Genomic DNA, 1,167 nt, shown 5'->3' with positions numbered 1-1,167 from the left:
TGGAGAGCTTCTGGGGCAGCCTGAAAGCAGAGTTGGTGTACCACCATCGGTATGCCACCCGGATGGAAGCCATGGCCTCTGTCCGTGAGTACATTGAGATTTTTTACAATCGCCAACGGCGCCATTCGAAGTTGGGGTACCGAACGCCAGGCGAAGTCGCTGCAAGCTACCTCAGTCGACTAGCTGCAGCATGAACCAGACGTGTCCGCGCTGGACAGAACACCTCACTGCCACATTCCCGTTTGGGTGAGGCCTGTCAGTGTCTTTGGCCCCTTGGTGATGACGATGTTTATCGGCGATTCAGATCCCTTAACCTTGCCATCCAGCCTAGCGCCCCCTCCGCGTCGACACTCGCAGAGGAACGTCGATCTCGCGATCTCCGTTTGGCTATTGCCGGGCTACATTGTCTCGGTGGCTTCATACCCAGCCGTTGCCAGCCACGCATGCACCGATAGACTACGGGCGACGGAACGCCCGGTTTCCTCCCGTCAGACTTCGACGGCAAAACAACGAACTACGCGACTTTCACGTCGCACAAGCACGATCACCCCAGCAGCAGCGGGCTGCATGATTCCCTCGGCTAAGGGATTCGTCGAACAGGGGCAAGGTCACTGCCATCTGCTGGGCGATCTGCAAGAGTCTTCCCCAGGGTTTATACTACGTCCGTCTCCTCCCTTTCTCCCAAGGGATTCGTGCCCGCCCTCGAAGCGGGCTTTTTTTCGTCCGCTTCAGGCGCTACCGGGCGGGGCCGTGCAGGCTGTATCCGTCGTGAGCATCGACGGCGACCTAAGGTTCTGCCAGCGACTTTGGAAAATTGGAGAAGGCCATCTCGCGCAGTCAGCAGCCCCCATCTACCTGGGTCCCCATACGAAGATCAGCACCCGGACACCATTAAGAGCCTCGACCAGATGTTGCGCATGCCGACTTAGCCCGGCTCGTCCCCTAACAGGTTGCTGAAGTACTCCCCGTACAAGAGGCGAGGCTTCCCCCTGCAAGGCAGTAGGCTTGCGATTTTTCACAATCTGGAAGCGGGACGTCCCTACATCGATTTTTTCGGCGGTTTGGCGCCCGATTCCGGCCTCATTACCGCGATTACTGCAACTGCGGACGGATTTGTCCCAGTGAGCGCATGCGCACGAGGTTGTAGGCGGCCATGCTCAGCACGAA

At 58.4% G+C, this 1,167-nt stretch carries 1 protein-coding gene; it reads left to right on the top strand.

The features are described from left to right. On the top strand, positions 1-194 hold a 194-nt coding region (locus E1J61_RS36145), incomplete at its 5' end, for an IS3 family transposase (protein ID WP_165971423.1). Between the last annotated feature and the right edge of the window lie 973 nt (positions 195-1,167).

Origin of the sequence: Cupriavidus sp. L7L (assembly GCF_004353535.1) — a bacterium.
GTDB lineage: Bacteria > Pseudomonadota > Gammaproteobacteria > Burkholderiales > Burkholderiaceae > Cupriavidus > Cupriavidus oxalaticus_A.
The sequence above is the reverse complement of the archived record's forward strand: the minus strand, read 5'-3'. Positions and strand labels throughout refer to the sequence as shown.